This is a genomic window from Streptomyces sp. CB02980 (assembly GCF_014451325.2).
Taxonomy (GTDB): Bacteria; Actinomycetota; Actinomycetes; order Streptomycetales; family Streptomycetaceae; genus Streptomyces.
The window spans coordinates 84,746-111,208 of record NZ_JACSCH020000001.1; the positions used below are offsets into that span (position 1 = coordinate 84,746).

Sequence of the window (26,463 nt, forward strand, 5' to 3'; positions counted from 1 at the left end):
CGACCGCTTGTGCAGCCAGGGTGTGGCCGGTGGCGACTACCTGGACTACGTGCGAGCCGGACGCCCGGACCTACACCCTGCTGAGTGACAACGGCGCGCTCGTCGGTCACTGACAGGGCGGGCCCGCGACTGTGCCGACGTTGTCAGTAACGGAACTCTCTGGCCTCGTAACCTTCGAGCCCTGCTGTGATGAGGGCAGGGACGAGGGCGTGCAGGTACCAGGAGAGGTCGGTGAACTCCGGCGCCGCCGGGATGCGCCGACGGTCGCCGGAAGGTACGAAGGAGACGTCCGTGCGACCAGGCATGAACATGAGCGTGCCGCCGGTCCCCGCCTCCGGGTGGTAGACGTTGAAGGCCACTGTGTACGGCAGGTTTCTGGGCGCGTCCAGCAGCGCCAGCACCTCGCCGATGCCGTCGGGAGTGCTGTCGTACCACTCGTACCTGTCGTCCGCGTCGTTGATCATGTACGTGACGCACCCGAGTGGCACCTCCGCGGACCAGCCCACCCCGGTCAGGGCGTCCAGAACGGCTCGCACAGTGGTCGGGCACGTGAAACTGAAGTCGATGTCGGCGTCTCTGGATCCCACGGAATCTCCAGGCAGCGTGAGTGATGGCCCGGCATCCTCGCCCGTGGAGCGCAGGGCCGTCGATCCGTTTTTCCAGCCTGGCTGCTGATCTCGTTCCCTGCGACTTCTCAGCCAAGCCAGGCAGCGGCCTGTCCCAGAGGTCACTTCCGCAAGGTGTGTCGATCCGGGCGGCGAGCTCATCGCTGTGTTCGCGGAGCACTGCCAGCAACAGCCGGTGGAACCCGGTGTTCCTTCTCGGGTGGTGCCAGCCGTGCGCTTGCTGCCGGGCAGCTTCGGCGCTGATGGCGTCGGCCGGTTCGCGAGTCCAGGAAGCGGTGGGGGCGAAAGCAGGCTCTCTGTCGGTGGTCTGCGCCCAGGTGACCGCTGAGGCCTCGGCGCGTTTGCGGCGGAGGATCAGGTCCTTCTCGATCTCCGCGAGCCCCTCGTCCCGCTTGGTGCGAAGCGCTCGGTGCCGATCCGTCTTCGACACCGGCGCGGCCATCGGCCTGCTCGGCGGGATGATCGGACTGGGCGGCGCGGATTTCCGCCTGCCTCTGCTGATCGGCCTCTTCGGGTTCGCCGCTCTATCGGCGGTCATCCTGAACAAGGCGTTGAGCCTGGTCGTGGTCCTGGTCGCGCTGCCCGCCCACCTGGCAGCCGTTCCGGCCGCCGAGGTCGCAGCCCGCTGGCCCGCCGCCGTCAACCTGCTGGCCGGAGGCCCGCTTCGATTCAGCGGATCATCTTTTTTGATGCGCTAAAAGACTGATCCTTCCTGGAGGCTCTTAAGTCGCATAATCCGATGACCGATGTCGCCAAGGGGGTGAAGATCACCCCAAATGCCCTTTGGGTTCTCGAAGGAGCCTCGCATGCGTCCTGTCCATCGGCCGGTCCTCGGCCCACTCCCCCGAAGAGGCAAGTGGATTGCCGGTGGCGCGCTGGCGTCGCTCTCACTCGCGATTCTGGGCTTCAGCAGCCCCGCCCTAGCGACCATCGCGCACGAGCCGACCGGCGCGGTCAGCCAGGCAGTCCTAGACCCTCATCATTGCCGAGAGAACTGGCACGACGACGAGTGCGAGAACGGGGCCGGCGTCACCGGTCCGACGGGACCAACGGGAAGCACAGGCGCGACGGGCCCGACCGGGCCGCAGGGTGCAACCGGAGCGACCGGGCCTGCCGGTCCCACGGGTGCAACCGGAGCAACCGGGCCTGCCGGTCCCACGGGTACAACCGGAGCAACCGGGCCTGCCGGTCCCACGATCAATGTCGGCGCGAGCATCTTCTCCACCACCAGACAGACCTTCCCGCCCCTCGGCCTTGCTACTGCGGTCACCTTCGATGGCGCCGTCTACGACACGGACTCCATGTTCGATCCGACGACCTCAACCTTGGTGGTCAAGACCCCCGGACGGTACCTCCTCAAGGGGAGGATCATGTGGGAACTCAGCAACCTGGCCGTCAATGGGAGCCGCGAGTTGTGGATCACCGTCAACGGCACCAATGCCGCCTACGACCTCTCGGACACCGGGGACTTGGCGGGCGGCCGCGAGAACTCGCAGGAAGTGTCCACGATCCTGCCGCTGAGCGTCGGCGACAGGATCGGGCTCAAGGCCGCTCAGGCAACCGGCCCCGGAGGCATTGGTGCCTCGGTTCCGGCCTTCAATACGACGCATCGGCTGGCACCGCAGCTGCAAGCGGAGCGGCTCGCACCGTAGACAGCCTTCGAAGCGACCGTGCCCTAGAGGTGTCCGGAAAGTCATGGGAGCCAGAGGCGGAGGCGGGCGAGGGTGACCATGGCTTGGTAGTGGACGGCTCGTTCGTCGTAGCGGGTGGCCAGGGCCCGGTTCTGCTTGAGTCGGCTGAAGCAGCGTTCGGCGACGTTCCGTCGCCGGTAGGCGGCCCGATCGAGCCGACAGATGCTCTCGCCGCGGCGGAGGCGTCCGTTGATCTGGTCAATCCGCTCCGGAATCGTGCAGGCGATTCCTCGTCGTCGCGGGTAGGCGCGGAGCTTGCGGGCCGAGTAGCCCTTGTCCGCGACCACGCGGTCGGGGCGGGTCCCGGGACGTCCCGGGCCCGGCCGAGCGACCTTGATCCGGTCCATGACTGCCTCGAACTGGGTGCAGTCGTTGACATTCCCACCCGTGACAGTGAAAGCGAGCGGGCGGCCCTGGCCGTCGCACGCAAGGTGGATCTTGCCGGTCAGCCCGCCGCGTGACCGGCCGAGGGCTTCGCCTTCCCAGGGCCCACCTTTCGGGCCCCGGCCGCGTGCTGATGTGCTCGAACCGTCGTCAAGTCCACGCACACGATTGACCAGCGGAAGCGGCTGTCTCTTCGCTGAGCATCCAGCTGGAGGCGTGCAATGAGCCTTGCCGGCCCGACGGCACACCGCTGTGGCTCTCCCGCGCGACACCCGGCCGGACCCACGACGTGACCGCGGCCCGTGCCCACGGCATCGTCCAGGCCTGCCGCACCCGGCAGATCCTCGTCCTCGCGGACCGCGCCTACCAGGGCGCCGGCGCCACCTTCCGCCCCCCGTACTACCGCCACCGCGAACAGCCCCGCATTACCAGCAGTTCAATCGTGACCACGCCCGGCTGAGAGCCCTCGGCGAACGCGTCTTCGCCCTGCTGAAGTCCTGGCGGCTCCTACGACGAGCCGGATGCTCCACCCGCCGCATGAGCACCGCCATCCAGGCTGTCCACGCGCTGCTGACCTGCAACTATGCAGGATGAAAGAGGCTCGCTGACACCGTCCCAAGGGTCATTTACGGTACAGCCATCAAGGCGCCTCCCTCTTGCCGATGACGATGTCTCCGTTACGGGTGTGAATCCTCACGGCATGGTCACTTGTGTCGTCTTTCATGACATCTACTGCGATGTCGCCCTTCTTGGCGGCCGTGTCGACTGCGTACGTCGCGTCCGGCAGGCCAAGCCGAACGTCGCCGTCCTGGCTTCGCACATCGACGAGGTCAGGTGCGGAGGCGAAGTTCAGCTCGTTGTCGCCGTTCCGTGAGGCGACGGTGACCGACCTTGCGGAGATCCTGTCGCCTTCGATGGTCCCGTCCCGGCCTTCCAGATCCAGATGGGGCCCGCTGAGGTCCGACAACCGCATGTCGTCGGCCTTGGCCGAGAAATCAGCGGTGAAGCCCGTGGCTTCAACAAGACCCTTGTTGCTTTCGACAGTGATCGCGATGTCGCGCGGTACCTTCACGGTGTACTTCGCACCGCAGTTGACGGAGAGGCCCGTGCAGTCCAGCGAGAGCGTGAGAACGCCCCCTTCGAGCTGCCATCCGGATTCTATTTCGCCGCCTACTTTCGTACCGCTGACCTGCCGCGTCACCCGAACGCCCTTGACATCGGCGGCGACGAGTTCCAGGTCGGCGGAGTCGGACTTCACGGTCAGGCTGTCCCCACTGAAATCAAAGATTTTCGATTCCACGACTGCGTTCGCCGGGGCACCGTCCGGGCTGCATCCCGTTGCTGCGACAGCGAGGATCGCGACGCCCCCGAGGGCGAGCACAACGTGAGGCCTCATTCGCATTGATTCATTCCTTCGTAATTCTGGACATGCAGGTGACGCATGCCGTTCATGGTGGTGGTTGGTTCAAAGGGCGCGATCGCATCGGTGGCGAGTTCGTTCCGTGGCGTCAGCAGGCAACCTGAATACCGGGCGGGGGATTCTGCTGTCGCGGCGACAGGTACGGACGTCGCCCTGCTTCACGAGCGCAGAGCCCGGGCTGCGACCGTGCGCGACACACGGGCGGCTTGGAGAGCCAGAGCGAGGCAGGTGGTCACAAGCGTCACGCCGGCGAGCACACCGAGAGTCGCCCAGGGGAGGCCGTCCAGAACCCGGACGACGCTGATCTTGGCGCCCACGGCGATAGTGGCACTCGTCACTGCGATGGAGATCGCACCGAAGATGATCGCCGTCCCCGCGTAGATCACTCCCTCATAGATCGTTGATCGGGTGACCACGCCCGGTCGCGCACCGGCGACCGCCACGATGGCGGAATCACGTGTGCGTTCCCGCCCGACCAGAGCGATCACAGCAAGGCCGCCGACCCAGGACACGACGAAGACCCAGCCCAGCACGACCAGGACATCGTCCAGCCCGGCGGCGCTTCCGGGCATGACGTTCCCCATGACCATGAAGAGTCCGACGAACGACAGGGAGAGGGCGAAGGGCAGCACCGTGGCGACGCTTCTCGCCGCGCGGGTGCGGCACGATTGCACGGCAAGGTGCCAGGCGACACCGCGCGAGGGCAGGAGTGCGGTCCAGAACCTCATCAAAGGTGTGAGCACCCACGGCCCCATCAGCAGCAACAGGCAGATGAGAAAGAGGTCGCCGGCGAAAGCGAAGGCCGTCCGCTGTTCGATCCCGCCTTCGAGTTCGAGTCCCAGCCCGGGAATCCACATCCCGACCACACCGGCGAGGAGGCAGAGGGCGAGAACGCTGCGCGTGACGCCGGGCCGCGCCGGTGGATCAGAGAGGTCTCGGAACGCGCGCATCTCCGGTGTCTTGGCGGCGCGGCGCGTGACTCCCCAGCCGCCGAGCAGACACGGAACCACTCCGGACAGCACGCTCGCCCCGACGTGCCAGAGCTGGAATCCGGCCGTGGCTCCGTGTAGGTCGAGTCCCGTGGTCGTCCACTGTGCAAGGGTGGTGCTCGCGACAAGAGGGGCCAGCGGTACTGCCAGCGCGCCGGCTGCAGTGCCGAGCACGATCAGTTCCGTGCGCAGAATGGATCTGATGCGATTGCGCGGGATCCCGAGGATCGCCCACAGGGCATGATCGCGTCGCTGGGTCGTCAAGGTCAGTCCGACGGTGGATGCGACGATGCCCACGGCGGCAAGCACGGTGAAGAAGACGATGTTGCCGCCGAGTGCGATCGACGCGGAGACCATTCGCGCATCACCCGCCGCCCGCGCTGCCGAGACGGCGGTGAACATGGCGATGACCGAGCCCGCTGAGCATGCCGCACCGACCACTGCGCACAGGAACGTCCACAACCACATGGACGCCTGCATCCGAATGTCCGACAGGACAAGTCGCATCACGACGCCTGCTCACCCGCTTCGTCCTCCGACTGCGCCGCGAGGACGGCATCGCTCACCGCGTGGGAGTCGCCACCAGGAATGACGGCGTGCACTCGCCCGGACCCCAGCACCACGACCTGGTCAGCACGTGCGGCCGCATGAGGATCGTGGGTGACCATGAGGACCGTGGTTCCCTGCGCGGGAAGGGCCTGCAGCCAATCGAGCACGACGTGACCCGACTTGAGGTCGAGCGCGCCGGTCGGCTCGTCGGCGAAGACGATCCGCGGCTGATTCGCGACGACCCGGGCCACCGCAACGCGCTGGCGTTCCCCTCCGGAGAGACGGTCGGGGCGCCGCCGCGCGTGCTGGGCGATACCGAGCCTCGACATGGCGTCGCCGACCCTCGACCTGGGTACCCGATGGCCGGCGAGTCGCGCCGGCAGGGCGATGTTGTCCTCGACCGTCAGCGAGCTGACGAGGTTGTACTCCTGGAAGATGAATCCGACGTTCTCACTGCGGAATGCGGCCTGCTTGCGAGGGGGGAGCGACAGGACATCCGTTCCCAGGACCTCGATGGAACCCGTGGTCGCTTGCTCCAGACCAGCCATGCAGAGCAGGAGCGTCGACTTGCCCGACCCGGAGGGGCCGACGATGGCGGTCAGCCGGCCTTCGGGAATGTCCAGGTCGATATCATGCAGGACGCGCGTCGTCTCGCGTCGACGGCCCGGGACGGGGAAGTCCATATGTAGGCCGCGCAAACGGATGCACGGCATGGAAGCGGCAGCTGAGATAGGCATGCATCGAGCTAAGCAGGGCGCGGCGGGAGCCACACGGGTGTCTGCACTGCTTGAAGGTAGACCTAGGTCTACCTTTTGCGCGATCCGCAGTATGCGACAATGGCGGGCATGGCGCAGATTCGTATTGCCCGGAGGGTGCTGACGGAATGCATCGCGGCAATGGCTTTTCCGATTCTGCTGCTTTCCATTCTCGTCGCGCCGGTCTCGGCCCCGGTGGTGGCGGAGACGGACCGTTCGAGAGCCCGGTGGTGCGGCGTCGAGACGATGCCCCTGAAACCCTCTGACCACAGCTGGGCCCAGTGGGTGGTACTCCGGCTGCGTTCACGGTCGATGTGGCGCACCGACCTCCCGGTTTTCGTGACCGCCGTACTCCTGTCCGCACTGTCACTGCTGGCGGCCTTCTTCGGATTCATCGGCGCTGCCGCGTTGGTGTTCTCCCCCGTCTTCTGGCTCTTCGGTATCGCTGCGCAGGTCGGTCCATTCACCCCTGAATCCGTTGGGGAAACCCTCCTGGCGATGCCCGCAGGCATCGTTCTCGGCGCGGTCACCACTACCGTACTGACCGGCACATCATTTCTTCGCGACTTCCTCCTGCGCGCCTTCTCCAGAAGCCGGGACCCGGATCTGCTCGCGAAACTCGAGGAGCTCCGGACCAGTCGGGCTTCACTGACAGCGGCCTTCGAATTCGAGCGACAACGCATCGAACGCGATCTGCACGACGGCGCCCAACAGGAACTCGTCGCCGTCGTCATGCGTCTCGGGATGCTGGAAGCCACGGCCACGGCCGCAGCCGCCGACCAGGAACGAATCGTGCGGCTGGCACGGCAGGCCCAGGCTCACGCGGAGCGCGCACTCGAACGGCTGAGGGACACGGTGCGCGACATCCATCCCCGTGAACTGAGCGACCTCGGTCTCATCGCCGCCGTCCGAGAGCTGGCCGCGCGATCACCATTGCGGGTCGAATTGACCAGCACCGGCGATGACACCCAACTTTCGTCACCGACTGCGACCGCCGTATACTTCACGGTGTCCGAAGCCCTGACGAACATCTCGAAACACGCAGGCGTGGGAAATGCTCGGATCGACCTACGATGCGCCACGACTGACGTACACGTGCGTGTGCATGACGATGGTGTCGGCGGTGCGAGAATCGAAACGGGCTCCGGGCTCGCCGGACTGCGCGAGCGAATGCGAAGTGTCGGCGGGAATCTCGAAATTCTCAGCCCACCGGGTGGCGGGACGCTGGTTGTGGCGTCCGCTCCCAGTCAACCCCCATGGTGATAAATTGAAGCAGGACGTTCCCCGGGGAGGGGGGTCATGAGAATTGTTCTGGCAGATGACAGCGTGCTGATAAGGGCCGGCATCCGGGAAATCTTGACCTCCCACGCTCATGATGTCATCCGCGAATGCGAGGACGCCGACGAACTGGTTGCCGCGGTCGACGAGCTGGTGCGTGCCGGAGCCGCCCCGAACATGGTGATCACGGATGTCCGCATGCCCCCCAGAAACACCGACGACGGACTGCGTGCCGCGATCGATCTGCGCTCCCGTCACCGGGACCTGCCGGTGTTGGTTCTCTCCGCCTACGTCACGGGCCCCTATGTGAGGGAGCTTCTGAACGGCCCGGGTGCCGACGGAGCCGTCGGGTACCTGCTCAAGGAGAAAGTGGGCAGAGTCGCCGACTTCCTGCGAGCTGTCGAGACGGTCTCCGCAGGTGGCGTCGTGATCGACCCCGAGGTTGTTCGCCACGTCACCCGCGCGGACTCGCCACAGGGGCCGCTTGCCCGGCTCACCGCTCGGGAAAGGGAAGTGCTCGCCCACATGGCCGAAGGGCGCTCCAACGCAGAAATCGCGACGGAGCTGTTTCTTTCCGGCGCTGCCGTGAGTAAGCATGTGGCGAACGTTTTCGTGAAGCTCGGCATGCCTCCCGACGAGGACAATCGGCGCGTCAAGGCCATTCTGGCCTGGTTCGAATACAACTGAGGATTGGCCGCCCCGGGCACCGTCCAGCAGCGTCCACAGCTCCGTGAGCCCTGCGTCGGTGCCGCAGGTTGGGGAGCGCTCTCAGCACGTTTCGGCCCCGGAATCCTGGTCCCTACGAGCTCGTAACACGATCTTGTTGAAGCGTCCCGGTCGGCCGTGACCGGTGTGGCGATTCGGCCGTTCGGGATGGTGTGAGTACCCGGCCGTGGATCGGGGACGATGACTTGTGGGCGCTGATCGAGCCGTTGCTGCCGCCCTGGCCGGAGAAGGCTCCCGGCCCGCGGCCGGTTCCGGACCGGCTGTGTCTGCAGGGCATTCTGTACGTGCTCCGCAACGACACCGCCTGGCAACTGCTGCCGCTGGAGCTGGGGTTCGGATCGGGCCAGACCTGCTGGCGGCGCCTTGAGCGGTGACAGAAGGCCGGGGTCTTCGACCGGTTGCACCGGATCCTGCTCGCCGAGATGAACGCGGCCGGCGAGCTGGACTGGTCCAGAGCGTGGGTCGACGACTCCCACGTCCGCGCGAAAGAAAAGGGGGGAGCCGACACCGGTCCGTCGCCGGTCGACCGGCGGAAGACGGGCAGCGGAGCCTCTTCCAACCTGGCTGTGAGATCGAGGGGGCGCGGTGACGGGACAACGAAGCCCCAGGTAGATGGGTTGTCGGCTAACAGCAACCTTTCCCGCCTAGAGCCCCGAGTCATTGCCCACCCATCCGGGCTGTATCTGTCCACTTCCGCGCTGCGGCTGCTGCGGCGGGGGTTGGCCGTTCGGCGACGACAGATCGGCACCCGGCGGCGGCTGACCTGCAGCTGCCAGGCGCTGACGACCCTGGCCCACCTTCGCTGCCCTCACACCTTCGCTGAGCTCGCAGCCAGATTCCGCGTGGGCCTGCCTCCAGACGTACCGCCGCGCGAAGTCAAAAACCAAGCTGCAGGGGAACGTCTGATCGCACGAGGCGGACTCGAGCGGCTGGTATGCGGCTGGGCAGGTAGACGAATCCGTTGCCGTTGTCGCGGAGCGACCCCTCATCGATGCCGTCCACGGACCAGATATCAATCGGCCCACCGGTGTTGTTGATCTGAAGGAAGAACCCTGCTTCCTCCTCGCCTCGACAGACGAAGATCCCCTCCACCTCGGGGCGGCGGCTGCCGGCGATTCCCCGTGCGGCGCCCATCCGGGTCCAATCCAGGCCATGCTGTGCGATCGACTGCCGATTGAGCACGGACGAAACGTGGAAGAGGTTCGAGGTGTCAAGCACGCCAGGAGTATAGGAGGCAGCGAGGCTTCCTCCTCAGGTTGGGGCGGTCAGCTCCAGGGTGAGGACGACCTTGACGAGGTCGGTGATGCGGGTGGTGCTGCAGCGGAGCTTCCGCAGCAGGCGCCAGGACTTGAGGGTGGCCATGGCCTGTTCGCCAAGTGCGCGGATCTCCGCGTGGGCGCGGTTGACGGCCTTCTTCCCGGCGGAGAGCTCGTTCCAGCGGCCGCGGAAGGGGACGCGGACGGCGGGGCCGGAGCCCTGGTACGCCTTGTCGGCCCAGCACCGGATGCCTCCAGTGTTGAGGGCGTCGAGCAGGCCGTGGGAGCGGGTTGCCCTGATGTCGTGGACCGCGCCCGCCAGGGCCGGCGAAGCCCAGATGATTCAGCTCCGCGACCGCGGGGCTGGTGTTCTCGGCGACGACGGTGTGTGCGTCGATGTCCGGCTCGGCATCGTAGGGGATCAGGCCGCGCGTGCACGGCTCCATCCAGGTCAGGGCGAAGACGAGGGTCCGGCGTGCGTCGTGGGCGGTGGCCTGCAGGCCGCTGCCCGGTGTCCAGGGCTCGTTGCCGGACCGCTCGACAATCAGGAACGCCACCGGCATGAGCACGACGTCGGGGTGAGTCTCAACAGCCCGCGCGGAGTCGTGCGGTACGGGGCCAAGGAACCTGGTCCCGGAGTAGGCAGAGGAACGCAAGGACAGCCGTTCAGCCGCCTGGAGCGGGGAGGGGGGTACGTCCGGGTCCAGGACGAGGTCGTCGTCAACCCGCGGACTGCGGGCGCCCGCACCTGGGCTCCAGTCGAGGATGAGAGGTTCGCACCGTAGAGCTCACCAAGGACATGTTCCAGGATCTGCCTCTGACCTGCGGTCTTTCCCTGACCTGCGCCGCTTGCGAGGTGATCCCGACCGCATCTTCACGCATCGCCCTTCATCTGCCGCCTGACGACTTCTCACGTTCCCACGGGAACTGCGGCCAGACGCCCAGGGAGACCGTCCAGCTCAGGCGGCACGGAGGCCAGCGCCTCGATTGGCGCCCGGGCTCCCAGACCACGCCGCGCAGAGGACGACCGAAACCCGCCTGTCCGCCGACGCGAAAGAGGCCTGGCGGTCGGCCGCCAGGCCCAGGCGCTTCCCGCTCTGGCTTGCGGAGCATGGACCGGGTAACGCGCTCGCCACCCCTCCCCAGGACTCGACGGGCTGCGCGAGCGCCGTTCCCGATCAGGACCGAAACAGCGCACGCGGTACAGGTTTGGACTAGCTACTGGGACCTCGCACCGGATGCGTCTGCGTGAACCTTCACTCGAAGGTGTGATAGCCGGCGTATGAGCTTCCCTGTGCCGCCGCCCGCGAACTTGCGGCCGACACCGAGTCTCTCTGCCTGGTCCTTCCTCATCAGCACGACGAGGGCGGCCTCTACGGCGCCTGGGCACTTCACCGGCAGCCAAGCCGCATGTGCGAAGCGCGCGCCCCAGCGAGGAGGTCAACCGTTCGATCCGCGCGGTCTGTTTGGCGAGGCGGCGCTCTGGACGCGAGACTGGAACCGTGGGCCTGATGTTCTTCGATGACGGACGGATGACGCGGGGCGTGTACGACGCCGCGAGCCTGAGTGCGAACCCGCAGGAGGCCGGGGAGGGCATCTCGCGGCTGCTCGCCCCCGTCGTCCCGCATGACGCGCTGAGCCTGATGGGCACGGATCCCGTCTCGGGCCCTCTGCTGGGCGGCTTCAGTTTCTGCCACGGGTACGAGCCCGCGTTGGTGAGGGCTCTCGTCGTGCACCGGGACGTGGAGGGGGACCCGCACCGGCCGGTCGGCCGCACGGGGGCGATCGAAGCAGGCGGGCAGCCGGACGGCGGTGACGTGGACCGGCTCCTGGCCGCGCACGGGGCGGGATCGCAGCTCCGGCTGTTGCTGGCCGACGCGCGGGGAGTGTGGGGTGTGCTCCGGCTGCTGCGGTCGGCGGGGGGCCGTCCGTTCGGCGAGGAGGACGCGGCGCGGGCGGTCCGGCTCCGGCCCGCGCTGGTGGAGGCCTTGCGCCGCTATGGGACGTCGGGCCCGCTGTGCCCGGAGCCCGATGTGCCGGCGCTGCGGCCCGGGGTGGTCGTGGTGGGTGCCGACCACCGCGTCAAGGCGGTCAGCCCGCAGGCGCGGGCATGGCACGACCAGTGGTCGACGGGGAGCGGGCAGGTGATTCCGCCGTGGGTGTCGGACCTCTTCTTCGTCGGTCTTTCCCTCGCGGCCCGAGCCGATGCCCAGAAGGCCGCCGCGCCGGGAAGCGGAGTCCGGGGCGTCGGAACCCATGGGGCCGAGTCTTCAGCGCCGCTCGTGTGTCTGCCGCCAGCCGTCTGCGGCAGATGGCTCACCTGTCAGGCCGAGCCCCTCGACGCCGACGGCACCGGCGATGTCGCCGTCGTCGTCCAGGGCGCTACGGGCGACCTCGTCGTCCCGTCATTCTGCGCGCGGTACGGCCTGACCGCCCGGGAGCGCGATGTCGTCGCCGAGCTCCGTGAGGGGGCGGCCGTCAAGCAGATCGCCCGGCGCCTCGGCGTCTCCCCCTACACGGTCAACGACCATCTCAAGGCCGTATTCCGCAAGACGGGCGCCTACGGCCGGGACGACCTGATCACGGCGCTGACCCGCTGAGCCCGCAACCGGTGGCGGTAGGCGGCAGCCCGTAGTGCTGCCCCACGCCCCGTCCATCCCTTATTTCAGGGACTCCCCTCGCCCCGGATCCGGCCCACTCTGGGATCAGAGTCCGATCCTCGGTCTCGGCGCACCCCGCAAGGAGTGATCTCTCATGAGTAAGTGGAACGCCGAGTGGTTCACGGTGCCGGGCACGGCCGTCTTCGACCCGGGTGGGCAGGTCACTTCGGTGTCCCGCTCCGAGGGCCAGGTCGATCTGTTCACCGTCGGGTACGACAGCCGCGTCTGGACCCAGTTCTGGAACCAGGCCGGCTGGCACAGCGACTGGTTCCCGCTGCCGGGCGCCGCCGTCTTCGACAAGCAGTCGGTCTCCGTCGTCTCCCGCGACGACGGCCATCTCGACCTGTTCGTCGTCGGGTACGACAGCCGTGTCTGGACGCAGTTCTGGAGCGCCGACAACGGCTGGAACGGGGACTGGTTCACGGTCCCGGGCGCTGCGACCTTCGACAAGCAGCCCGTCGCCGCGGTCTCCCGCGACGACCGCCATCTCGACCTGTTCGTCGTCGGATACGACAGCCGCGTCTGGACGCAGTTCTGGAGCGCCGACAACGGCTGGAGCGGCGACTGGTTCGCGCTCCCCGGTGCCGCGGTCTTCGAGAAGCAGGCCGTCGCCGCGGTCTCCCGCGACCGCGACCATCTCGACCTGTTCGTCCACGGGTACGACAGCCGCATCTGGACGCAGTTCTGGTCCGCCGACAACGGCTGGCACGCCGACTGGCTGCCGACCCCCGGTGCCGCCCTCTTCGCTGCGCAGTCCGTGTCCGCACTCTCGCGTCACAGCGGGCGGCTCGACCTGTTCGTCATGGGGTACGACGACCATGTCTGGACCAGTTCCTGGAGCGCCGACTCCGGCTGGCGCCCCGACTGGTCGCCTGTGCCGGGCCAGGCTGTGTTCGGGAGTGGCCGGAGCATCACCCCGGCGACGCGTACCGCGTCGCACATGGACCTGTACGTCATGGGGAACGACAACCACATCTGGACGACGTACTGGGTCGACGCGGCAGGCTGGGCCCCGGAGTGGTTCCCGGTGCCGGGACAGGCCGTCTTCGACAAGGCCCAGCACATCGCGGCCGTCTCCCGCCGCCCGGCTCACCTCGACCTCTTCGTCGTGGGGTACGACAGCCACGTCTGGACCACGTACTGGAACCACCGGTCCGTCCAGTTCCGGCTCAGGTACTTCATCGAGAAGGAGTCGACGGACGACGTGCTCCAAGGGGCCAGCGACGAGGTGTACATGTCCGCGCTCGGTGTCGACTCGTCGTCGGTCCGCGTGCAGCCGGACGGCACGTACAGCGCCCCCGTCCTGCACGGCGCCGAGGTCGGGGACGTCTCGGATGACGACGTACGGGACCGCTGGCGCGATCACCCCCACGTGCTCATGGAGTTCGACCTCGACGAGGACGGCCCCTGGCCGCGCTCGTACACCACCACCCTGGTCCTCATCGAGCACGACAACGGCGACCTCAGGGACGGGTTCGACGCCCTGTACGCCGCCTTCGGCAAGGAGATCCGGTCGGCCATCGTGAGTGCCGTCGAGTCGGCGGGAAGGGTCGTCACCGGGGCCCTCATCTCGAGCGCGATCGGCGCACTGGCCGGGGCCGTCTTCGACGCGGTCAACGAAAGGATCCGATCGGGCCTGGCGGACGAGTCGTTCACCCCCATCCCGCTCACCCTCACGGTCAACGATCCGGACCACTTCGCCAGGCATCCCTTCGTGGGCACCCAGCTCACCCAACGAGTCGAGCAGTTCGGAGGCGTGTACGAGATCCTCTACGACTGGAACGTCACCTGAGGACAGCCACCGCTCAGGGCAGCCGTGCCCCTTGGCCAGGGGCACGGCCAGGACGTCTTAGGTGTGGGTGTTCCAGCCGCCCCGGACGAGGATCGTCCGGCCGTCCGGACGGACGATCACCCGAGCTCCCCGCACAGGCAGTTCGCCACGGGCGAGCCAGTCCGTACGGACCGCGTCGAGGGCGCCCCACAGCTGCTGCGGTCCGGCCTGGTGGACGGTCGGCCGCTCGGCGCCGACGCCTTCCGCGCGGGCCCAGGAGCCGTCCGGCTGGACCATGACCGCGATCCGGCGGCCGCCGGCCTCGCTGTACCGGTGGACGATCCCTGGGGTCGTGAGGCCGAGCATCGAGGCGAGGTCCCATGCCTGCTCGACGTCCACGACCGGGTACGGGTCCGTCATCACTTCCTCGCCCTCGGCGGCGGTCATGGCCAGCAGGAGCAGGGAGTCGAGCAACGTTTCATAGTCGGCGCCGTGGCGGGCCCGCATGAACCCGGCCCGGTCCCACTCGACCCGGCCGGAGGCGCCGCCGTCGGCATCCTTCTCAGCCGTCACCAGGAGCGAGGTGCCGGCGATCGTGGTCACCAGTCGACCGCCGACGGGCAGGGCGTCGAGCCGGCTCGTGGGGATCGTCCGGACGGCCACCATCGCGACGATCCGGTCGACCTCCCCGGTGGCGACCGGCAGGCCGTCGGTGGCGTCCGCGACGTGCAGCTGCGGGTGGAGCCCTGCCTCATCGAGCCGCCTCTGGGCGGAGGTGACGAGGTACGGGTCGATGTCGACGCCCACGAACTGGTCCTCACCGAGGCGGTGTGCCGCGAGCGCTGGCCCGTAGCCTGGCGCCTGCCGGCGAAGAAAACTCCACCTCCGCCGTCGCCGCTCCCCAGCCCACCCCCCTCCCTAAGCTCATCCGCGCCGTCGCCGCCGCCCACCCATGCCTCGCGGAGGACGCCGCCGCCCTGACGCCCGACATCATCGCCCGCTCCCCCACGCCGTTCCCGACCTGAGCTCCCGACCTGAGCCGATCAGGTCCACGCCGCCGCGAGCGGCCTCTCCGCCTGGAGGTGGATACATGATCACGCCTGACCCCGCCGAGCTGGACCCTGCCGCAGCCTCGGCGAGTCGCATCGCGCCCCTGAGCCGTGGGGTGCTGACCGAGCGCGGCTTCACTGGCTTCGTGCCGTTCGCCGGCCTCCCGCACAGCGCCGTCCCCGCCGAGAAGGGCATCTACGTGGTGCTGCGCACAGCCGACTCGGCGCCGGTCTTCTTCGAGCGCAACCCCGCCGGCCGACACAAGGGGCTCGACCCCTCCACCACGGTCGCCACCCTGAAAAGCTCCTGGGTACCAGGGGCCTCAGTGGTGTACATCGGGAAAGCCGCAGGCCGCCATGGTCTGCGCAAGCGACTGAACGCCTACCGCCGTGAGGGCCAAGGGCGCAACGCAGGCCACAGCGGCGGCGGGTACATCTGGCAGCTTGCCGACTCCGAGGGGCTCCTGGTCTGCTGGCGTATCACGGCAGACCAACCCCCCGCCGACGCCGAGGGCGAACTGATCGCAGAGTTCACCGCGGCCCACGGGAAGATCCCTTTCGCCAACCGCAACCGGGGCTCGCGGCCGGTTGTAGCTCCCGCGGTGTTCCCCGGGGGACACCGCGACCCCGAGGAGCGTCGCGCGGCCGGTAGAACAAGAGGCGCGTGCCCGTGGTCGTCGGCCTCGCACGGCTTTGAGTAGACCTCCACCGCAGGCGACTGCCTCCGTACCTCACGGCCAACGATTGGCCAGGTCGATCTCAAACCACACGGCCTCCCCTCCGTACGTGGGTCAACCGTGTAGAGCAGGAGGGTCGCGCCAGGAGGAGCGTCTGACCGCCTCGAAGTCCACCCCACCCACCCCGATCGGGGCATCCAGAGGCACCCGCAGCACCTCGGCGCGGCCGCCCAGCGTCTGCGCCGTGGTACGCAGTTCGCCCATGATCGCCGCCGCGGTCACCGAGTGGCCCATCACGTCACCGACGACCAGCGCGACCCGGCTCCCAGGCAGCGGAATCGCGTCGTACCAGTCGCCGTCCACCGGCCGTCTCCGCCGCCGGCAGATAGCGGGAAGCAAGGCAACTGCCAGTCAGTCCGGCCGTACTCCGCGCAGGACCTCGGCCGGCGCCCCGCCGGACCGCACGTCGCAGAGTTCGGCCGCGAAGCAGAGAGCGGCGCCTGACCCGGCCGGCCCGGGTGGCTCCGTCCTGACGTGCCTGCGGGGCGCCACAGGTGGACAGGACCGCGAGGGCCTCGCCTGATCGAGTCGGTCTCAACGGTACGCCCCCAGGTGATACCGACGGCCGCCGCATCGCCGGCCTGCGCAACGGCCGGAGCTCGGCCTGCGGCTCCAGACAGAGCCGCATATCGAAGAGCTCCTCCGCCCCTCGCCGCTCCAGCAGTTCGGTGTTGAGGTGGCCCGAGAGCGACGCTTGACGACCAGGCCGTCCATCTCGAGGCAGGCAAGCGCCTCGCACACCGGAGCGGCGGACACACCGATCGACCGGACAGGAACTCTATGCCGACCCGGCCACCCGGCTCGATCGCCTGATCCATCACCGTGGCCTTGGCCGCCGAACGGGCGGGTCGTCAGGGTTGGGGATCGGCGGGGAGTCGCTGACGACTCGTTTGCCGTCCAGGGTGTAATTGCGGTGCCGTCGCCGCGGTAGATAGCCCTCGGGGCAGAGCCTTCTGCCCTCCACGGCCGGCGCCGACGGGGGCCCTGCCCCTTCTTCCGGGAGATCGGGGGACGGCGGTCCGGCGCGGTCGTCCGTTCGGTCGACCCGGACGCACTCGACGTCCGGATCGACCTCGGAGGGGATGACCTCCGGACGGTCGTCCCGCGCCGGGACGTCACTCGACTCCACCCGGGCCTCCCCAGTAGAAGTGCGATCCCCAGGTTGACGTGCCGGTGAAGTCGGTGGAGATCTGGTAGGCGTTCGGGTTCGTCACATAGGGGTAGCCCACCACCGGCTTCATCGTGCCGGCCGCGTCGGACTGGTAGGTCAGGTTGCGCATGTAGGCCGCGCGGCTCCAGCCCTCGGACGGGAAGCGCCCGCTGCCCATCCAGGTGTACGTGGCCTCGGGGTGGTTGGCGACGTCGTCGACGATCTCGCCGCCCCAGTCGATGGAAGCCGCTTGGTCTCGCAGTCCCGTGGCGTTGAACAGGCTGGTGGGGTAGCCGCCCATCCATTCGTTGCCGATCCGGATCCACCACTTGTTCAGGTACAGCATGACCTTGATGGCGAGGTCGTACTGGTTACCCGCGTAGACGCTCTCCGTCATGCGGATGCCCGGGTAGACCGTGCTCGACAGCTGCTCCCAGCCCTTCACGTCCCGGTTGTAGCCGCCGATGAAGTTGCCCATCTGCGTGTAGTTGTTGGTGGTGTAGAAGATGAACAGGTGCGGATACCAGTCGCCGTAGAGGTCGTAGTAGGTCTGCACGCCCACTTCGACGGTCTGCAGATCGGTCCCGGCGCCCGATCCCCTTACCTCCCACAGCTGCCCCAGGGAGAACTCGTTGGACCACTGGACGTAAGGCCGCCACGTGTTGATGAAGCCTTCGGTGCCGAAGTTGGTCACGCCCTGGGCGGCGTGGGCGTATTTGTGCACGGCGGTGGCGGCGCGCGGCAGGGCGAGGCCGGGGTCGTCGGGCGGCGTGGACCGCTTCGCGTAGATCCCCTTCGACAGGTAGTCCTGCAGGGTTCCGACCGGGGTGATGCGGTCCAGCGGCTTGCGCAGCATCGGGACGGTGCCGGGAGGTCCGGTCTCGTCGCGCGACTCGCCCGCTTCGAAGGGCTGGGGCGAGGACGGGCGGTCGGGGTCGTAGGGGCGGCTCGCTGCCTCGATGTAGGGCGGTTCGCCCTGGGACTCGACGGGGACCCAGTCGAGCGCGTCGCCGGACTCGGTCGTCGTGCGGGCGACGACGTTGCGCTCCGCGTACTGGTCCTTGAAGTACTGCCGGATCTCGTCCAGTCGCTCGACCGCGTCGTGTTCCAGTTCACGGCCCGATCGGGGGTGTAGTGGTGGCGTCTCCGGCACGTCGGGGTTCCGCTCGATCCTGCCCGATTCCATCGTGCTCTCCTTCGTGGCCGAGGCCTTGGCGGCCGAAGGCCGGCGGCCGTACGCCTCCGCGGGCGAATGCGACGCAAGGGAGCGGTGGCCCTGGGACAGAGCACCGGCATGGGTTCGGTGCGGCGGAGAGGAATCGGTACGGGGAGGTCGGCCGTCAGCGGCGGAGTCTCACTTGTGCCCCTTCTTCACCGTACGCGCATTTCCCCGGGCCCGCGCGGGGTTGCCCTCCCGCGCGCATGCACCCGATTGCAGGGAGTGTTGTCCCGCTGGAGACTGAAAGTGTGCCCCGTTCCTGCAGGACTCGATTCGATTCCCCTCGACATCGGAGGAGTCCGCCGTGGGACCGCACAAGACCGACTCGAGGCGCACCGTTGCCGGCGTCGGCACCACCAGACCGGGTCAGAGACAGGACGGCTTCGAATACGTCCAGCTATTCCTGGTTGAGCTCGGGTACATCCCCGCGCGCTCCTACGAAGCGGGCGCCTCGACGACATCACCGCACTGGTCCTGGCGTGGTTCCAGGAGCACAGCGGGCTCACGCCGACAGGTGTCTTCGACGACCGTACGCGTGCGGAGATGCCGAAGTCCCGCTGCGGGCTGATGCGTGCCCCTGTCCTCCGCGCGACCGGAGCACCCCTCTACGACGCCCTCAACGGCAATGCGCCTGGGACAAGAACCGCTTCACGTTGGCATCGGCCTGCGGCACGCGGCCGGAATCGGCATGCAGCATGACGTCCTGTGGCCCACGTTCAGAACCGACACGCTGAGGCGCGTGCCGACGGCGAGCGACAAGAGCCGGGCGCGCAGCCTCCATTGCCAGCAGCTCGACGGCAACCCGGCGGCCAGTCAGCTCGCCGCGTCGGGGAACCGGCACTACCAGCGTCACGGCACGGGCGCGGTCTTCGAGTACACCGGAACGCCCATGGGACACGGTCGACACCGACCTCCGGACCTTGGAGATCAGCGGCGGGGTGGAGCAGATGAGCCACCTCCGGCTGCCGGGCCGACCCATCCCGGTCATGATCGCCAGTTCGAGCACCCACCTCCGGTCGGCGAGGTGACCTGGCCACGAGGCCCGGTCACCACCCCCGAGAACGGCGAGGGCAAGGTCGACGATGATCTGCTCTCACGTCATGCCGAAGGTCTACTACACGGACTCGCTTCCCCGACTCAGCGAGCAGCAGCCGAAGTTCTCGCTCCACAGCGAGATCAGGGCGAACCATCCACCGGAGCGGGTTCGCGCCCTCGTCGATGCCGGCTACGTGGCGGGTCCAGCCCGGAATCGAGTCGTTCGCGTCACCCGTCCTGCGATCCATGCGCAAAGGTGTGCCGCGGCATCGACAACGTCTCTCTGCTGAAGGCGGGATACGTCCACCGTCTGGCGATCCACCACAACATTCTCTACGGCCTCCCCGACGACTCACTGGAGGTCTATCAGGAGATGCTCGGAAGGCTGCCCGCGCTGTACCACCTGGCCCCGCCAGTGGCACGTGCGGCCGCTCGACATCGGGCGTCTCACTCATGGACTGGTCGAGGCCGGTGGCCTGTGCGAGGAGGATGCCGAGGGAGCACTGGCAGAGCTGCTTCACCGTCGTCTGCTCTGGCACTGAAGGGGATCTCGCGATCGGCCTGGCGGCACCGTCTTCAGTAGCCGCTTCCCATCGCGCCGAGTCCTGGTCCCGGCATTGGCCAAGTATCTGGGTCTGATCTGGCCTTCGCGGTCCCCCGCAAGATCCGGACCGTTCCCGGGCCACCTCGGCGACCAGGAGCGCCTGTTCAGGCGTTGCCGTCGGCCAACGCCGCGAAAACGGCGTCACGCCGACGACGGTCCGGGGCAGGCCTCTGCTGGTCGGGTGAATTCCGCACCGGACCGGGGGCGTCCCGCGATTCGTGGCCGCGCGCCGGTCCTCGGGCGGGGATAGCGTCCGGGGTGTTCCCGATCCCCATCCGCCTCGGTTCCAGAGTCACCCGGTGACCCGTGGGCGGAGAACGGTGCCGATCAGATGAACGTCCCCCATCTCCCCCCGGCCCGCTGATGGCAAGCCCACTGCCGCAGTTGGCGGCCGAGCTCCGCGCGGGGCTCGACCCGGTGCTCCCGCTCCTCTCCGGCCTGTCCCCGGCCGACCGCAGAAAGCGGCTCGCGCAGGCGCTCGGGCTGCCCAGTGACGCGCTGACGGCGGACGCGCTGCTCGTACGGTTCGCCCTGCCGCACGTGGCGGCCCCGGGCGACGTCTGGCCGGTCCTCGTCGACCTGCTGCGGACGGCCGTCAGACAGTCCCCGCCGGGATGGGCGCTGGCCATCGACCAGGTCCTCACCGCTGGGCCGGGTGGCGTGGAGAACCCCCTCGTCGGGGTCCTGCCCCCGAAGATCGACCTTTCCCTCGTCCTCACCGGCGCACTCCCTCTCGTACCCGGCCTGGCCGTACGCGACGGGGTCAGTCTCGTACTCTCCCTGCCGTCCTCCGCGCCCGACACCTCCTCGCTGACCTTCCGGGCCGACGGTGTCGACTTCGCGCTGACCGACCACGCGCTGCTGAAGCTCCTCGTCCCCGGCGGCCTCGTCCTCAAGGGCCGACTGGGCGCCACGCTCGGCAAGGGGGGACTGCGCCTGGACGGCGGCGGCAGCGGCAGGGGTATCGCGGTCCCGCTGAGCGGGGCGCCCTCCGGGGTGCGCGCGCCTTCCCTGTACGTGTCCGCCCAGAACGGCGGACTGCGGCTCGACGCGTCCTTCCGGGCGTCGCTGCTCGGTCTCGCGGACGCGGCAGTGGACGGCGCGGGTCTGGAGGTCCGCCCGGCGGCCTCGGGGTACACGGCGGCTCTGGTGCCGCCGAAGGGTCTCGGGCTCACCCTCGCCGTCGGCCCCGCCAAGGGGAGCGGGTTCCTCGCCGAGCACGACGGCCAGTACCGGGGGGCGCTGTCGCTCAGCCTCGGCGTCGTCGAGGTGCAGGCCTTCGGGATCCTGGACACCCGTCCGGTGTCGGTCCTGGTCGCGATGAGCGCCGAGTTCACTCCGGCCATCGAGCTGGGCCTCGCCTTCACGTTGAACGCCGTCGGTGGTCTTCTCGGCATCGGCCGCGCGCTCGACCGGGCGGGCCTCGCCGAGGTCGTCCAGTCCGGTCACCTGGACGACCTGCTCTTCCCCGCGGACGCGGCTGCCGCGGCGCCGCGCATCCTGGCCTCGCTGGGTGCGGTGTTCCCCGCCCGTCCGGGAAGCACGGTCGTGGGGCCCATGTTCCGGCTCGGCTGGGGCCGTCCGGTCTCCTTCCTCACCGCCGACGTGGGCGTGGTCCTGGAGCTGCCCAGCGGTGTGGTGGGAATCCTCGGCCGGCTCAGGGTCGCGCTGCCCGCCCCGCAGGCTCCGATCCTCGATCTGCGGGCCTCGGTCGCGGGTGTCGTCGACGCCGCGAACGGGCTGGTCGAGATCAATGCCAGCCTGGCGGGTTCCCGGCTGCTGACCTCCTCGATCGACGGCGGTCTCGCGCTGCGCGCCAAGAGCGGGCAGGACGCGACCTTCATCCTGAGCGCCGGCGGCTTCCACCCCCGGTTCACCCCGCCGGCGGGGTTCCCGACGCCGAAGCGCCTCACGATCCCGATCGCGGACAGCCCGCTGCTGCGGATCGTCTTCACCGGCTACTTCGCCCTCACCCCGGGCACCGTCCAGGCGGGCGCCGAGCTCTCCGCCGTCATCGGTTCCCGCAGCACCGGTGTGTCCGGGCGGCTCTCCTTCGACGCCTTGGTGCGCTGGGAGCCCAGTTTCGGTGTGATGCTCGACCTCGGCGGCTCCTTCGCGCTGCGCTTCGCCGGGGAGACGCTGTGCTCGGTCGGGCTGCGCGTCCACGTGGAGGGGCCGACGCCCTGCTGGAACGTCGCCGGCCGGGCCAGCGTGTCCTTCCTGTTCTTCGACGTCAGCTTCCCCTTCAACGAACGCTGGAACTGCACCGGCGAGGCAAAGGCCCCGCCGCCGCCGGACGTCGGCCGACTCCTCGAGCTGGCGCTGAAGGACGCCCGGAGCTGGGAGCCGGTCCTCCCGGAGGGGGCGCGCACGATGGTGTCGCTGCGTTCCGACGACGCCGGAGGACGGCTGCTGCACCCGCTCGGCCGGCTCCGCTTCAGCCAGCGCACGGTTCCCCTGGACACGGCGGTGGTCCGGTTCGGACCGGGCCGGCTCCCCGCGCCGACCACGTTCGGCGTGACGGTCGGATTCTCTGCCGGGGCGGGCGTCGTGAAGCCCGTCGAGGAGGACTTCGCCCGGGCCGACTTCTTCGATCTCACCGACGACGAGAAGCTGACCCAGCCCGCCTTCGAGCGGCTGCGCTCGGGCAGTGAACTGACCCCTCCCGCGTCCTCGGCGACCGCCCCCCGATACTCGGTGCCGGTGGAGTACGAGACCAAGTGGCTCGGCGGCACCGTCCTCACCCCGGGCGCGCGCTGGGTGATCACCGATGCCGCCCTCACAGCCGCACTGCCCTGGGGGGCGGTCGGCCGGAGCCTCGTTCACGAACTGCGCAGCCGGTACGTGACTCCGCCGATCACGTCGGTCCTGAAGTCCCGGACGTACGCGGTCGTGCACGCCGGCACCCTCAAGGAGGCCGGTGGATTCCTCCGGACCGCCACCTTCACCGAAGCCACAGCCCAGCTGAAGACCGTGTCGGGCCGGTCCGCGCTGCACCAGGTCGTGCCCGCACACGAGGTGAGCCCATGACCACATACACCTTCGCGTCCTGGGAGCGGGCCGGGGCCGCCGCCTCACTCGCCGACCCCGACACCCTGGTCAACACACTGCCCGTGCGGGGCTCGCTCGCGGCCACCGCGTCGGTGAACGGCCGTCCCGCGCAACCGGTTCCGGTCCCGCCGCTGCGGCTGTACGGGCCCGGCGATGTGCGGGCGATCGATCACAAGGAGATCGTGCGGCTCTTCCCGCTGCCCGGCACACCGGACGCGGAGACCACCAAGTTCCCGATGCTGGAGTTCGAACGGGCCGAACTGCCCTGGTTGTTCACCCCGTTGGCACCGGGACCGACGGGCGCCCTGCGGCCCTGGCTCGCCCTGGTCTGCGTACCGTTCGCGGCGGGCCGGCCGCAGCGGGAGCCAGGCATCCACCTGCCCGTGCTGCGGGTCGACGGGACCGAACTGCCCGATCCGGCCTCACTGCACCTGTGGGCCCACGCACAGACCCTCCCGGGGCACGAGACCGACCCCCGCCGGTCGGTCTCCCGGCTGCTCGCTCCTCGCCGGCTGCTGGCGCACACCGCCTACACCGCCTGTCTGGTCCCCTCCTTCGAGGTGGGGCGGCTGGCCGGGCTCGGCAAGGACGTCACCGGCGGGAATCTCGCGCCCGCCTGGACTCCGGGGGCCCGCTGCGAACTGCCGGTCTACTTCTCCTGGACGTTCTCCGCCGGCGAGGGCGGCGACTTCGAGACGCTGGCCGACCGGCTGCGGGCCCGCCCGCTGCCGCCGAAGGCCGGCCGGCGGCCGCTCGACGTGAGCCGCCCCGGGCTCTTCGCGACCGGTCCCGGGCCCGTCGTCCAGGAGGTGGAGAGCGCCCTGCGCGACCCGAACGCCCCGGCGCGCGACCCGTGGCCGGTCGGCGAGCCGAGCGCCGAGTGGCAGCAGCGGCTCGCGAAGGCGCTGGTGCCGGTGGGGGACGGCACGGGTGACGAGGACCCCGACGTCCTGCCCCCGCTGTACGGCGGCTTCCACGCACTGCGGAAAGGGGCGGTCCCGGCGTCCTCGGGCTGGCTCGACACCCTGAACCTCGATCCTCGTTGGAGGGTGGCCGCCGGGCTCGGTGCCCGGGCCGTGCAGGCCGACCAGGAGCCGCTCATGGCCTCGGCGTGGCGGCAGCTCGCCGACGTACGGGCCGCCAACCGGCTGCTCGACCTGGCCCGGTTCGCCCGGCTGGTCGGCGGCCGACTGCATCTGCGGCACGTACGGCCGCTCTCCGCGGACGAGGTCCTGCGGCTGGCCACTCCCCTGCAGAGCCGTCTCGCGCTGACCGCGGACACCACGCTGTGGTCGTCGATCCGGGCGAGTCTGCTGCCGAACGCCATGGCCACCGTGGAGTTCCACCGCGCGGTGCGCCCGATGGGCGTGCTCAGCCGGCGGGTGGGGCTGATCGCCGGGCGGGCGGCGAACGCTCCGGAGCCGCCGTTCGCCACCGTGCTCGCCTCCGTCGCCGGTTCCCCCACCAGCCTCGCCGTGCCCCGGCGGGACCCGGACGGTGCGGTGGCGTTCGCGGTCGCACCCGAGCGGGTCGTGGCCCCGGAGCGGCTCGCCGCGGTACGCGAGGTCTTCGCGCCCGAGGACGGGGCACCGGACGCCTGGCGGCAGGTGGCGACCGAGGCGGCCCGGCGCTCCGTGCAGCGCGCGGTCACCACCGAGCAGCTCGCCGCCACCCGCCCGCTCGCCGCGGTCTCGCTCAACCGTGCCTTCCGGCTCTCGGCTCTGCCCGAGGTCGCCGTCCCCGAGGGCTTCCTGACATCGACGAAGGTCACCTCGCACGGCGATCTGGTCTTCCCCAGCGGCCGGAGCGGTCCGGCCGGACTGGGCCTGCTCTCCGAGGCGAACGCCGCCGCCTCGGCCCCGGGCCGGTTCACCGGCGCGTTCGACGGGCTCTGGGACGGGGAGGAGGCGGGCGATCCCGCGGGCGCATGGCGGGGGAAGTGCGCCGGCAGCTGGGACATGGGCGCCGGTCGGTCGGGCGCCTGGAAGGGCGTCTACGAGGGCACATGGAGCAACGCCCCCGGGCAGGACGGCGGCGACCCCACCTGGATCGCCCTGTACACCGGCACCTGGGAGTCCGGAGCGGAGCACGGTACCTGGCGCGGCGTGTGCACCGGCTCTTGGAGCCCGGAGAACATCAGCTCCGACGGCGTCTTCACCGGCACCTGGCAGTCCGCCGACCACCACGGCACGTTCCGGGGCGGTTGCCCGGGCAGCTGGGACTGGTGCAACGCCGATCCGACCACCGAGCTCTGGTGGGCGGACTGCTCCGGCGAGCTGCGGGTCACCGGCGAGGGACCCGGCCCCGAGCAGGAACCGTGGACGGCCGACGGCCTCAAGAACCTTGTCGACACGTGGCACACGACCGGAAGCCTCGGCCTCGGCGTCTTCACCCACCCGGGACCGCTGGCGAAGCAGGGCGATCTGCTGCCCGCCCCGGCCGTGCTCGACACCCGTCCCGAGGACGTCAGGGACATGCTGGTCCAGGCGCACGACCGGGTGCTCGGGCCGTCGCACGCACCGCCGATCCCGGCACGGGACCCTTTCGCGGCCTCGCAGACCCAGCAGAAGATCGTGGATCTGACGGACCCCGCGGTCACCGTGCCCGCCGTCGTCGACACCCTCGTCGAACGTCCCGCGGGCACCGATCCGGAGGTTCCCGTGCAGTGGGCCCCGGTCTTCCACGACCCCATGTGGCCGCCGCTGTCGGCGCAGTCCAACGAGTGGATGTTCGCCGGTCTCCAGCACATTCCGGCCGACACGGCGGTGCTCGCGCTCACCAACGCCCCCTTCGTCGCCGCGTACATGGCCGGGGCCAACCACGAGTTCGCGCGCGAGCTGCGCTGGCGCGAGTACCCGACCGACCAGCGCGGCACGTACTTCGCGTCGTTCTGGGGGCAGGCGAAGGATCTGCCGCCCCTGCACACGTGGCAGCGCGACCTGGCCCTCGGGACGCATCTGACCGCCCCGCCCGACCGGGTGGTCCTGGTGCTGCGCAGCGCCCTGCTGCGCCGCTACCCCGGTGCGATCATCTACGCTGCTCCGCTGCTCGGTACCGAACCGAACGAAGCCGCCGCCCGCCATCCGATCTTCCGGGGCGGCCTGGATCCCGACACGGCCATGATCGGTTTCGATCTCACCAAGACCGAACTCCTCGCCTCGCCCTGGTGCTTCGTGATCGCGGAGCAGCCGACCGAGCCCCGGTTCGGGCTCGACGACCCGCCGGACAACGCGCTCACCGACCCTCCGGCGCCCGGGGTCTGGGGCCGCCCCTACACCGCGCCGCCCAACACCCCCAGTACGGCGGACGACTGGAACAACCTCGACTGGAGTCATCTCTTCGACTCCAAGGCGGCCTATCTGGCCGCGACCCACGCCCCGGGGAGCCTGCGGACCAACGTCGCCCACGACGGTCTCGTGTGGGGCGCGAGCGCCGCCGGGACCGCCCGCCAGTGTTTCCAGCAGCCCGTCAGGGTCGTCCTGCCGGCCGCACGCCTCCTGTCCCCCTGAGGAG

Annotated in this window: 18 protein-coding genes and 6 pseudogenes; 13 read left to right on the forward strand and 11 right to left on the reverse strand. The window is 69.4% G+C overall.

The genetic code is table 11. The annotated features are described in order from the left end of the window. Positions 1-143 precede the first annotated feature (143 nt). On the reverse strand, positions 144-587 hold the full coding sequence (locus tag E0F75_RS00470) for a hypothetical protein (protein WP_187620424.1): 444 nt from the start codon (positions 585-587) through the stop codon (positions 144-146). A gap of 434 nt (positions 588-1,021) precedes the next feature. Here E0F75_RS00470 and E0F75_RS00475 point away from each other — a divergent pair, with 434 nt between their 5' ends. Both E0F75_RS00475 and E0F75_RS00480 read left to right on the forward strand, forming a co-directional pair. After that, the gene (locus E0F75_RS00475; RefSeq protein WP_229312394.1) at positions 1,022-1,324 is read left to right on the forward strand and encodes a hypothetical protein; all 303 of its coding nucleotides are present in this window, start codon (positions 1,022-1,024) and stop codon (positions 1,322-1,324) included. 603 nt (positions 1,325-1,927) lie between these two features. Further along, positions 1,928-2,278, forward strand: coding sequence for a hypothetical protein (locus E0F75_RS00480; RefSeq protein ID WP_229312395.1), 351 nt, complete (start codon positions 1,928-1,930; stop codon positions 2,276-2,278). Between the two features lie 41 nt (positions 2,279-2,319). On the opposite strand, the pseudogene E0F75_RS00485 reads toward E0F75_RS00480, so the two are convergent. Next, a pseudogene (locus tag E0F75_RS00485) lies at positions 2,320-2,930 on the reverse strand (IS5 family transposase); the annotation flags it as partial. A gap of 3 nt (positions 2,931-2,933) precedes the next feature. Here E0F75_RS00485 and E0F75_RS00490 point away from each other — a divergent pair. Beyond that, positions 2,934-3,295, forward strand: a pseudogene (locus E0F75_RS00490) (transposase family protein); the annotation flags it as partial. A gap of 46 nt (positions 3,296-3,341) precedes the next feature. Here E0F75_RS00490 and E0F75_RS00495 read toward each other — a convergent pair. The 3 genes from E0F75_RS00495 to E0F75_RS00505 form a co-directional block, all read right to left on the reverse strand. Beyond that, entirely contained in the window at positions 3,342-4,082 is a 741-nt protein-coding gene (locus E0F75_RS00495) for a DUF4097 family beta strand repeat-containing protein (RefSeq protein WP_229312396.1), read from the reverse strand. 197 nt (positions 4,083-4,279) lie between these two features. Beyond that, positions 4,280-5,617: an ABC transporter permease gene (locus E0F75_RS00500; protein ID WP_194479884.1), complete on the reverse strand. Its 1,338-nt coding sequence runs from the start codon at positions 5,615-5,617 to the stop codon at positions 4,280-4,282. After that, a complete protein-coding gene (locus E0F75_RS00505; protein ID WP_187620428.1) occupies positions 5,617-6,342 on the reverse strand; it encodes an ABC transporter ATP-binding protein in 726 nt (241 codons plus the stop codon). Before E0F75_RS00505 ends, E0F75_RS00500 begins: the two co-directional genes overlap by 1 nt. A 162-nt stretch (positions 6,343-6,504) precedes the next feature. Here E0F75_RS00505 and E0F75_RS00510 point away from each other — a divergent pair, with 162 nt between their 5' ends. The 3 genes from E0F75_RS00510 (at position 6,505) to E0F75_RS00520 (ending at position 8,792) form a co-directional block, all read left to right on the forward strand. Further along, on the forward strand, positions 6,505-7,677 hold the full coding sequence (locus E0F75_RS00510; RefSeq protein WP_229312397.1) for a sensor histidine kinase: 1,173 nt from the start codon (positions 6,505-6,507) through the stop codon (positions 7,675-7,677). 36 nt (positions 7,678-7,713) lie between these two features. After that, positions 7,714-8,379, forward strand: a complete 666-nt coding sequence (locus E0F75_RS00515) for a response regulator transcription factor (protein ID WP_187620429.1) — start codon at positions 7,714-7,716, stop codon at positions 8,377-8,379. Positions 8,380-8,570: 191 nt separating this feature from the next. Beyond that, positions 8,571-8,792 carry a transposase gene (locus E0F75_RS00520; protein WP_187620430.1) on the forward strand — a complete coding sequence of 74 codons (222 nt, stop codon included), beginning with the start codon at positions 8,571-8,573 and terminating at the stop codon, positions 8,790-8,792. A 502-nt stretch (positions 8,793-9,294) separates the two neighbouring features. Here E0F75_RS00520 and E0F75_RS00525 read toward each other — a convergent pair. The 3 genes and pseudogenes from E0F75_RS00525 to E0F75_RS00535 all read right to left on the reverse strand — a co-directional run. Then, positions 9,295-9,636 carry a hypothetical protein gene (locus E0F75_RS00525; RefSeq protein WP_187620431.1) on the reverse strand — a complete coding sequence of 114 codons (342 nt, stop codon included), beginning with the start codon at positions 9,634-9,636 and terminating at the stop codon, positions 9,295-9,297. A 33-nt stretch (positions 9,637-9,669) separates the two neighbouring features. Then, positions 9,670-10,017 (reverse strand): annotated as a pseudogene (locus tag E0F75_RS00530) (transposase family protein); the annotation flags it as partial. Positions 10,018-10,093: 76 nt separating this feature from the next. Continuing rightward, positions 10,094-10,441 (reverse strand): annotated as a pseudogene (locus tag E0F75_RS00535) (DUF5954 family protein); the annotation flags it as partial. Positions 10,442-11,185: 744 nt separating this feature from the next. Between E0F75_RS00535 and E0F75_RS00540 the strand changes: the two are divergent. Beyond that, positions 11,186-12,274, forward strand: a complete 1,089-nt coding sequence (locus E0F75_RS00540; RefSeq protein WP_187620432.1) for a helix-turn-helix transcriptional regulator — start codon at positions 11,186-11,188, stop codon at positions 12,272-12,274. 154 nt (positions 12,275-12,428) lie between these two features. Continuing rightward, on the forward strand, positions 12,429-14,126 hold the full coding sequence (locus E0F75_RS00545) for a hypothetical protein (protein ID WP_187620433.1): 1,698 nt from the start codon (positions 12,429-12,431) through the stop codon (positions 14,124-14,126). A gap of 57 nt (positions 14,127-14,183) precedes the next feature. On the opposite strand, the gene E0F75_RS00550 is transcribed toward E0F75_RS00545, so the two are convergent. Continuing rightward, positions 14,184-14,912, reverse strand: coding sequence for a hypothetical protein (locus E0F75_RS00550; protein ID WP_229312398.1), 729 nt, complete (start codon positions 14,910-14,912; stop codon positions 14,184-14,186). 23 nt (positions 14,913-14,935) lie between these two features. On the opposite strand from E0F75_RS00550, the gene E0F75_RS00555 reads away from it, so the two are divergent. Together E0F75_RS00555 and E0F75_RS00560 are read left to right on the forward strand one after the other, a co-directional pair. Beyond that, positions 14,936-15,130 carry a hypothetical protein gene (locus E0F75_RS00555; RefSeq protein ID WP_187620434.1) on the forward strand — a complete coding sequence of 65 codons (195 nt, stop codon included), beginning with the start codon at positions 14,936-14,938 and terminating at the stop codon, positions 15,128-15,130. A gap of 65 nt (positions 15,131-15,195) precedes the next feature. Beyond that, the gene (locus tag E0F75_RS00560; protein WP_229312399.1) at positions 15,196-15,855 is read left to right on the forward strand and encodes a hypothetical protein; all 660 of its coding nucleotides are present in this window, start codon (positions 15,196-15,198) and stop codon (positions 15,853-15,855) included. A 47-nt stretch (positions 15,856-15,902) separates the two neighbouring features. On the opposite strand, the pseudogene E0F75_RS00565 reads toward E0F75_RS00560, so the two are convergent. Further along, positions 15,903-16,243: pseudogene (locus E0F75_RS00565) on the reverse strand (SpoIIE family protein phosphatase); the annotation flags it as partial. 763 nt (positions 16,244-17,006) lie between these two features. Beyond that, on the reverse strand, positions 17,007-18,227 hold the full coding sequence (locus E0F75_RS00570) for a neprosin family prolyl endopeptidase (RefSeq protein WP_187620435.1): 1,221 nt from the start codon (positions 18,225-18,227) through the stop codon (positions 17,007-17,009). Positions 18,228-18,713: 486 nt separating this feature from the next. Here E0F75_RS00570 and E0F75_RS40610 point away from each other — a divergent pair. From E0F75_RS40610 to E0F75_RS00580, 3 genes and pseudogenes are all read left to right on the forward strand, one after another. Then, positions 18,714-18,959: pseudogene (locus E0F75_RS40610) on the forward strand (peptidoglycan-binding domain-containing protein); the annotation flags it as partial. A gap of 1,303 nt (positions 18,960-20,262) precedes the next feature. Further along, positions 20,263-22,929 carry a DUF6603 domain-containing protein gene (locus E0F75_RS00575; RefSeq protein WP_187620436.1) on the forward strand — a complete coding sequence of 889 codons (2,667 nt, stop codon included), beginning with the start codon at positions 20,263-20,265 and terminating at the stop codon, positions 22,927-22,929. Then, complete coding sequence (locus tag E0F75_RS00580; RefSeq protein ID WP_187620437.1) at positions 22,926-26,459, forward strand: hypothetical protein; 3,534 nt, start codon at positions 22,926-22,928, stop codon at positions 26,457-26,459. Before E0F75_RS00575 ends, E0F75_RS00580 begins: the two co-directional genes overlap by 4 nt. Positions 26,460-26,463: the final 4 nt, after the last annotated feature.

Bases quoted from the DNA above. Each gene is read 5' to 3' on its own strand.
- E0F75_RS00500 (WP_194479884.1), bottom strand. From the start codon at position 5,617: ATGCGACTTGTCCTGTCGGACATTCGGATGCAGGCGTCCATGTGGTTG.
- E0F75_RS00575 (WP_187620436.1), top strand. From the start codon at position 20,263: ATGGCAAGCCCACTGCCGCAGTTGGCGGCCGAGCTCCGCGCGGGGCTC.
- E0F75_RS00480 (WP_229312395.1), top strand. From the start codon at position 1,928: ATGTTCGATCCGACGACCTCAACCTTGGTGGTCAAGACCCCCGGACGG.
- E0F75_RS00540 (WP_187620432.1), top strand. From the start codon at position 11,186: ATGTTCTTCGATGACGGACGGATGACGCGGGGCGTGTACGACGCCGCG.
- E0F75_RS00580 (WP_187620437.1), top strand. From the start codon at position 22,926: ATGACCACATACACCTTCGCGTCCTGGGAGCGGGCCGGGGCCGCCGCC.
- E0F75_RS00515 (WP_187620429.1), top strand. From the start codon at position 7,714: ATGAGAATTGTTCTGGCAGATGACAGCGTGCTGATAAGGGCCGGCATC.
- E0F75_RS00505 (WP_187620428.1), bottom strand. From the start codon at position 6,342: ATGGACTTCCCCGTCCCGGGCCGTCGACGCGAGACGACGCGCGTCCTG.
- E0F75_RS00510 (WP_229312397.1), top strand. From the start codon at position 6,505: ATGGCGCAGATTCGTATTGCCCGGAGGGTGCTGACGGAATGCATCGCG.
- E0F75_RS00560 (WP_229312399.1), top strand. From the start codon at position 15,196: ATGATCACGCCTGACCCCGCCGAGCTGGACCCTGCCGCAGCCTCGGCG.
- E0F75_RS00545 (WP_187620433.1), top strand. From the start codon at position 12,429: ATGAGTAAGTGGAACGCCGAGTGGTTCACGGTGCCGGGCACGGCCGTC.
- E0F75_RS00570 (WP_187620435.1), bottom strand. From the start codon at position 18,227: ATGGAATCGGGCAGGATCGAGCGGAACCCCGACGTGCCGGAGACGCCA.